Below are 5,213 nucleotides of genomic sequence, written 5' to 3' on the forward strand. Positions count from 1 at the left end.
GGCAGCCTGCTCGGCGGCTTCACGCCGGCCGGCCTGCTGCTGCAAGCCGGGATCGGCGCGGGCACCTGGGCCTTCGAACACCGCGCCCAGATCAAGGGCTGGTTCTCGGGCGGCGCCGGCAAGGACGGTGCGGCGGCCGGCGACGGTTCGCCGAAACCGGGCGCGGCCGCCGCCGCCGCGGCCACCGATTCCGCCAAGGCGCCCATCGCGCCGCCGGGCGAACCTTCGAAGGTGCCCAGCATGATGGTGACCACGCTGACGGCCAGCCAGTTGCTGGTGGCCTCCAGCCTGGCGAGCGCGGCCCTGTTGCCGCCGCTCGCGCATCCCGCCGTGCCGGACCGCTCGACGATGGCCTTCGACCTGCGCGCCCCGCTGAACGGCGCACGGCCGCCCGCGCCGGCGGTCGTGACGGTGCCGGCCGCGCCGGCCGTGATCAACATCTACGCGCCGGCCAATGTCGACGCGCGTGCCGTCGCGCAGCTTGTCAGGGAAGAACTCGACAAGCGGGATCGCGAGCTGCGCCAACGCGCCACCGCCGCCCTGCACGATTAACCGGAGTCCTCACCATGCTCATGTCCCTCGACCAGTTCGTGTTCAGCCTCACCTCCGCGCCGTTCCAGCAGTTGGCCCGCGCGCGCGGCTGGAAGCACGCATCGAAAACGCGGATCGGCAAGCGCGATGCGCGCCAGTACGTCGGCCCCGGCGACGACACCATCACGCTCGAAGGCCTCGTCGCGCCCGAGACGATCGGCTCGATCGCCTCGATCGACGAACTCGCCGCGATGGCCGACCACGGCGACGCCTACGTGCTGGTGGACGGCGGCGGCAACGTCTACGGCGCCTACCTGATCACCGCGCTCAACGAGACGCAGACCTATCACACGCCCGACGGCACGCCGCGCCGCATCGCGTTCACGCTGACGCTCACGCGCGTCGACGACAGCGAGCTGCGCATGACCGACGACAAGGCCGATCCCGCCGCCGGCAACGGCGCAACTGCCTCCACGTCCCAGACCCAGGTGGCCTGATGCCGAGCAACTCGAACGAACGCACCCCGGGCGAACGGCGCCGCATCGCGCGCGTCGAATCGCAGCCCGATTACCGGGTCACGCTCGACGGGCGCGACATCTCGATGCTGTTCGCACCGCGCCTCGAATCGCTGACGATCACCGAAAACCGCGCCGATCAGGCCGACACGGTCGAGATCACGCTCGACGACACGCGCGGCGACCTCGCGCTACCGGTGCTCGGCGCCGAGCTGAAGGTCGCGATCGGCTGGCTCGGCGAACCGCTGGTCGACAAGGGCACCTTCATCGTCAACACGGTGACCTGGTCGGGCGCGCCCGACACGCTGTCGGTCAGCGCGCACTCGGCCTCGATGAGCGACGGCATGCAGCAGCGGCGCGAACGCAGTTGGCACCAGCAGACGCTCGGCGCGATCGTGCGAACGATCGCCGCGCGCTATTCGCTGCAGCCGGTGGTGGGCGCGGCGCTGGCGTCGGTCCGGATCGCCCACGTCGACCAGACGCACGAATCCGACATGTCGTTCCTGACGCGCCTGGCCAAGCGCTACGACGCAGTGATGAACGTCAAGGACAAGCGGCTGCTGTTCATGCCGATCGACACCGGCAAGAGCGCGAGCGGCACGCCGCTCGCGGTGCTTGCGCTGACGCGCGCCGACGGCGATCGCCACCAGTACGGCTCGGCCGAGCGCGACAAGTACGATGCGGTGCGCGCGAACTATCACTCGAACGGAAAGGGCCGCCGCCTGTCGGTGACGGTGAAGGGTGCGACCGACAAGAACGTCAAGGTGCTGACCGACGATTACGCCTCGCAGGAAGAGGCGATGGCGGCGGCCCAGGCCGAATACAAGCGGATCCAGCGCGGCAGGCAGACGCTCTCCTATTCGCTCGCGCGCGGCCGGCCCGACGTGTTCCCGGAAACGCCCGTCAGCTTCAGCGGGCTCAAGCCCGAGCTCGACGCGGTCGAATGGCTGATCAAGACGGCGCGGCACACGCTCGACAACAACGGCCTGCAGACCCAGCTCGATCTCGAGACGCGCGAGGACGCCAAGGCGGAGAAAAAATCCGCCGGTCAGACGGCGTCGTGAGCAGGGAGCGGAATGGAGCCGGGCGATCGGCACGGGGCATGCGGCACGCGACGCGCAAGACGGCCGCCGCATCGAACAGGGCGCGGCCGGAAGAAGGAGAACGGTGATCGGGGAAGCGTCGAGCCGGGGAACCCGGCCCGCTCGGCGGAGATGCCGATTGAAGTTGTGCCGCGCGCGGCTAGCGCTGTGCCGAGGCCGCGCCGCCGCGGCCTTCGTCGCTGCGATCGAGCAGGGCGCGCATCTGGCCGAGCGTCGTCATCGCGGCCAGGGCCGCCTCCAGCACCACGCCCATCGAATCGATCGCGGTATCGAGCGCCGCGCACGCCTGCTCGCGTTCGTGCGCATCGAGATGTGCGGTCGAGTGCAGGTTCGGCGCAACGAGCGGGCGCGCGGCCGGATTGCCCGGCCGTTCGGCCAGCGGTGCGGCGCCGTTCATGCGTTCGACGGGTTTCGTGTTGCTGTGCATTTGTTCTGGTCTCCCACGGACACGTTCGACAACAGCGCCGCGCGGCAGCGGATCGCCTCGGAATGGCAGCGCATGTCAGGATAGGATAATACTGTACATCCATACAGTATCAAGCTGTCGAATCGCTCAGGAGAAGCTGACGATTGCCTCGCAGATGGCCGGAATCGGGCGGCCCGCGCGCCCTTCGGTACTTACTTCTTCGGCTTGCCGGCGCGCTCGGTCTTGAGGCGCTCGACCTCCGCCATGGCCCGCTCGACGTTCTCGGCCATGCGCTGATCGAGCGCAGCGCGACGGTTTTCCGCGAGCCGTTTGACGCGCGGCGCGCCCGCGCCTTCGCCGCTCAAAATCATCGAACCGGTGTTGATGCATGTGGCGATAAAACCATGCACGGCTGCCTGGCCCGCCTCGTTGAGCTGGCGGTAGCCGTCGATCAGCTCGCCCTCGTCGGCGGGCAGCATCGCGGGGCTGGCCTCGCCCGTCAGCACGTACCAGATATCGACGCCCACCTCGCGCAGCGCCAGCAGGTAGCGCGCGTCGGGCGCGCTGACGTCGGCCTCGTAATTGAGCTGCGTCTTGTGCTTGAGGCCTCCCAGCGCGGCAAATTCGGGCTGACTCAAGCCCAGGCGCATCCGCTCGCCGCGCAGCCGTTTCCCCACACTATCCATTTAAATTCCATTCAAGTTGTTGACGTCCATAAAAATGGATGACACACTGAGCCGACACTAACGCAAGACTAAGCGAGCCAGTATACCGACCGTGAAGACCGCCAAAGGCCCCCGCCGCTCCCCGCGTTTCCCGCTCTCGGGCAAGCCCCTCTACGTGCATCTGTCCGAACCCGAGCGCGTCGAGCTCGAACGTGCGGCGCAGGTGCAGAACCGTTCGCTGTCGAGCACCGCGCGCACGCTGTTGATCGGGGCGATGCGCGCGGCGCGCGTGGCGGCCGGCAAGCCCGAGGGATGATCGCGAGGCCCGCCTCGCGCCGCAGCGCCCCTACCCCATACCAAGTCGAACCCTGCAGCGAACGGCCGGCCGCGGCCTCGCTCAACGCCTCGCCCGGAGGATCCCGATCATGCGCATCCTGAACCGCTGTCCGCATTGCCGGACGCGCGCCACCGCGCGCACCAGCCGCGAAATGTCGCCCACCTTTCGCGAAGTCACCTACCAGTGCAACAACGTCGAATGCGGCCACACCTACGTCGTGAACATGGAGTTCGCGCGCACCCTCTCGCCCTCGGCCATGCCCGACCCGACGCTGCAACTGCCGCTCTCGCCGCACGTGCGTGAACGCGGCGAGCAGCAGCTCGACCTGCCCGTCTAACCCCGCCCTTCCGCGTTTCGTCGTCCCCTCGCATCGCGCCCGCGTGGCGTGAGGGGCGCCGTTTGCCCGAACCAAGAGAAAACCATGACGCATCCCGTTCCAGGGCCGATCGCCGCGGCGTTCGCCCAGGGCACCCTGTTGCCCGAAATCGGCGCGCCGTGCGGCCCAGCCGCCGCATTCGCCGCATTCGCCGCCGCGCCGCTGCCGCCGTTCGTGTCGTGCTTGCCGCATGCGCCGAGCAACAGCGAGGCGCCGAGCAGCAGGGCCGGCATCGCGCCGCGCATCGAAGCGGCGGAGCCGGCGGCGCCGGAGGGGAACGAACGGGACGGGCTGGCTGAATTCATCGGCGGAACAGGTCGGTGATCGGGTCGATGCAAAGCGCGTAAACACGGCAAAAATGCCGCAAAAAAGCGAGGCGCGCAGCGCGCGGATGTTACCAGATATTTCGATTCGATCCGGACCCCAAGCCGCTCGAAACGGGCCGGCCCGCGCCGCTCGACGCCTCCATAAAACGCTTTGCCTTCAAAGGGTTAACCGAACACAACCGGGCCGCCGCGCGGGCGTCTTTTCCCCGCAACGGGCCGCGCTCGCGCCACGATCCGGCGCGGGTAGCCGCCATGACGTGCGAATCCCGGCGACGGATTTTCGGCCGCGCTCCGTTCAACACAGTACGACGCCGCCGCGCGTCGTTTCGTTGCCGATCCAGGGAGAAAACACCATGAGCCAAATACAACGACTGTTCCATCCGGCCCGCCTCGCCGCCGCGCTCTGCTTGACGCTCGCCACCAGCGCCTTCGCCCAGGCCGTGATCGTCGCGCCGATCGCGCCGCCCGCGCCGCGCTACGAAGTGGTGCCGGGGCCGCGCGCCGGTTACGTCTGGGATCACGGCCGCTGGCGCTGGAATCACGGCGCCTACGTGTGGGTGCCGGGCCACTGGCAGCCGGTGCGCGTCGGCTACCACTGGGTGCCGGGCCATTGGGTCGCGCACGGCCCGAACTGGCACTGGGTGCCGGGCCACTGGGCCTGATTTCCGGGTCTGATTTCCGGCCTCGATTCCCGACCTGGATTTCGAGCCTCGATTCCCGGCCAGCTTCCGGTTCCGATTCGCCCAAGCCGCATTCCATCCCGACATGCCAAGGAGTCCCCAATGAAACTGATCGCCGTTCTCGCGCTCGTCGCGGCCACCCTGTCCGCCTGCGTGGTGGTGCCCGCACGGCCGGTTCATGTGCGCCCGGCCGCGGTCGTCGTATATTGATCGCGCGCGGCACGCGCGGCGCGGCAACCCGCGCCCGCGTTCCGCCGCCCGTTCGCCATGAGCG

The 5,213-nt window shown here is 68.9% G+C and carries 8 protein-coding genes and 1 pseudogene; 7 read left to right on the top strand and 2 right to left on the bottom strand.

What is annotated here, in order from left to right; genetic code table 11:
• The 3 genes and pseudogenes from G3N92_RS30455 to G3N92_RS30465 form a co-directional block, all read left to right on the top strand.
• Window positions 1–552 (top strand): annotated as a pseudogene (locus G3N92_RS30455) (hypothetical protein); the annotation flags it as partial.
• Window positions 553–566: 14 nt separating this feature from the next.
• Window positions 567–1,028, top strand: coding sequence for a phage tail protein (locus G3N92_RS30460; RefSeq protein ID WP_206131263.1), 462 nt, complete (start codon window positions 567–569; stop codon window positions 1,026–1,028).
• Window positions 1,028–2,110, top strand: a complete 1,083-nt coding sequence (locus tag G3N92_RS30465) for a contractile injection system protein, VgrG/Pvc8 family (protein WP_206131264.1) — start codon at window positions 1,028–1,030, stop codon at window positions 2,108–2,110. The genes G3N92_RS30460 and G3N92_RS30465 overlap by 1 nt, the downstream gene beginning before the upstream one ends.
• Before the next feature lie 178 nt (window positions 2,111–2,288).
• Here G3N92_RS30465 and G3N92_RS30470 read toward each other — a convergent pair whose 3' ends face one another.
• Together G3N92_RS30470 and G3N92_RS30475 are read right to left on the bottom strand one after the other, a co-directional pair.
• Window positions 2,289–2,576 carry a hypothetical protein gene (locus tag G3N92_RS30470; protein WP_206131265.1) on the bottom strand — a complete coding sequence of 96 codons (288 nt, stop codon included), beginning with the start codon at window positions 2,574–2,576 and terminating at the stop codon, window positions 2,289–2,291.
• A gap of 191 nt (window positions 2,577–2,767) precedes the next feature.
• Window positions 2,768–3,241, bottom strand: a complete 474-nt coding sequence (locus G3N92_RS30475) for a transcriptional regulator (protein ID WP_206131266.1) — start codon at window positions 3,239–3,241, stop codon at window positions 2,768–2,770.
• 91 nt (window positions 3,242–3,332) lie between these two features.
• On the opposite strand from G3N92_RS30475, the gene G3N92_RS30480 reads away from it, so the two are divergent.
• The 4 genes from G3N92_RS30480 to G3N92_RS30495 all read left to right on the top strand — a co-directional run bounded on the left by G3N92_RS30480 (window position 3,333) and on the right by G3N92_RS30495 (window position 4,921).
• Window positions 3,333–3,536, top strand: coding sequence for a hypothetical protein (locus tag G3N92_RS30480; RefSeq protein ID WP_206131267.1), 204 nt, complete (start codon window positions 3,333–3,335; stop codon window positions 3,534–3,536).
• 109 nt (window positions 3,537–3,645) lie between these two features.
• Window positions 3,646–3,894 (top strand): ogr/Delta-like zinc finger family protein, encoded by a 249-nt coding sequence (locus G3N92_RS30485; protein WP_206131268.1) that lies wholly within the window; start codon window positions 3,646–3,648, stop codon window positions 3,892–3,894.
• 84 nt (window positions 3,895–3,978) lie between these two features.
• Window positions 3,979–4,257 carry a hypothetical protein gene (locus G3N92_RS30490; RefSeq protein ID WP_206131269.1) on the top strand — a complete coding sequence of 93 codons (279 nt, stop codon included), beginning with the start codon at window positions 3,979–3,981 and terminating at the stop codon, window positions 4,255–4,257.
• 355 nt (window positions 4,258–4,612) lie between these two features.
• Entirely contained in the window at window positions 4,613–4,921 is a 309-nt protein-coding gene (locus G3N92_RS30495) for a YXWGXW repeat-containing protein (protein WP_206131270.1), read from the top strand.
• The last annotated feature ends 292 nt before the right edge of the window (window positions 4,922–5,213 follow it).

It is taken from the genome of Burkholderia sp. Ac-20379 (genome assembly GCF_017104645.1).
GTDB lineage: Bacteria > Pseudomonadota > Gammaproteobacteria > Burkholderiales > Burkholderiaceae > Burkholderia.

What these genes read in the sequence shown, in the direction of transcription:
- G3N92_RS30460 (WP_206131263.1), top strand. Translation starts at nt 567, where the DNA reads ATGCTCATGTCCCTCGACCAGTTCGTGTTCAGCCTCACCTCCGCGCCG.
- G3N92_RS30465 (WP_206131264.1), top strand. Translation starts at nt 1,028, where the DNA reads ATGCCGAGCAACTCGAACGAACGCACCCCGGGCGAACGGCGCCGCATC.
- G3N92_RS30470 (WP_206131265.1), bottom strand. Translation starts at nt 2,576, where the DNA reads ATGCACAGCAACACGAAACCCGTCGAACGCATGAACGGCGCCGCACCG.
- G3N92_RS30475 (WP_206131266.1), bottom strand. Translation starts at nt 3,241, where the DNA reads ATGGATAGTGTGGGGAAACGGCTGCGCGGCGAGCGGATGCGCCTGGGC.
- G3N92_RS30485 (WP_206131268.1), top strand. Translation starts at nt 3,646, where the DNA reads ATGCGCATCCTGAACCGCTGTCCGCATTGCCGGACGCGCGCCACCGCG.
- G3N92_RS30490 (WP_206131269.1), top strand. Translation starts at nt 3,979, where the DNA reads ATGACGCATCCCGTTCCAGGGCCGATCGCCGCGGCGTTCGCCCAGGGC.
- G3N92_RS30495 (WP_206131270.1), top strand. Translation starts at nt 4,613, where the DNA reads ATGAGCCAAATACAACGACTGTTCCATCCGGCCCGCCTCGCCGCCGCG.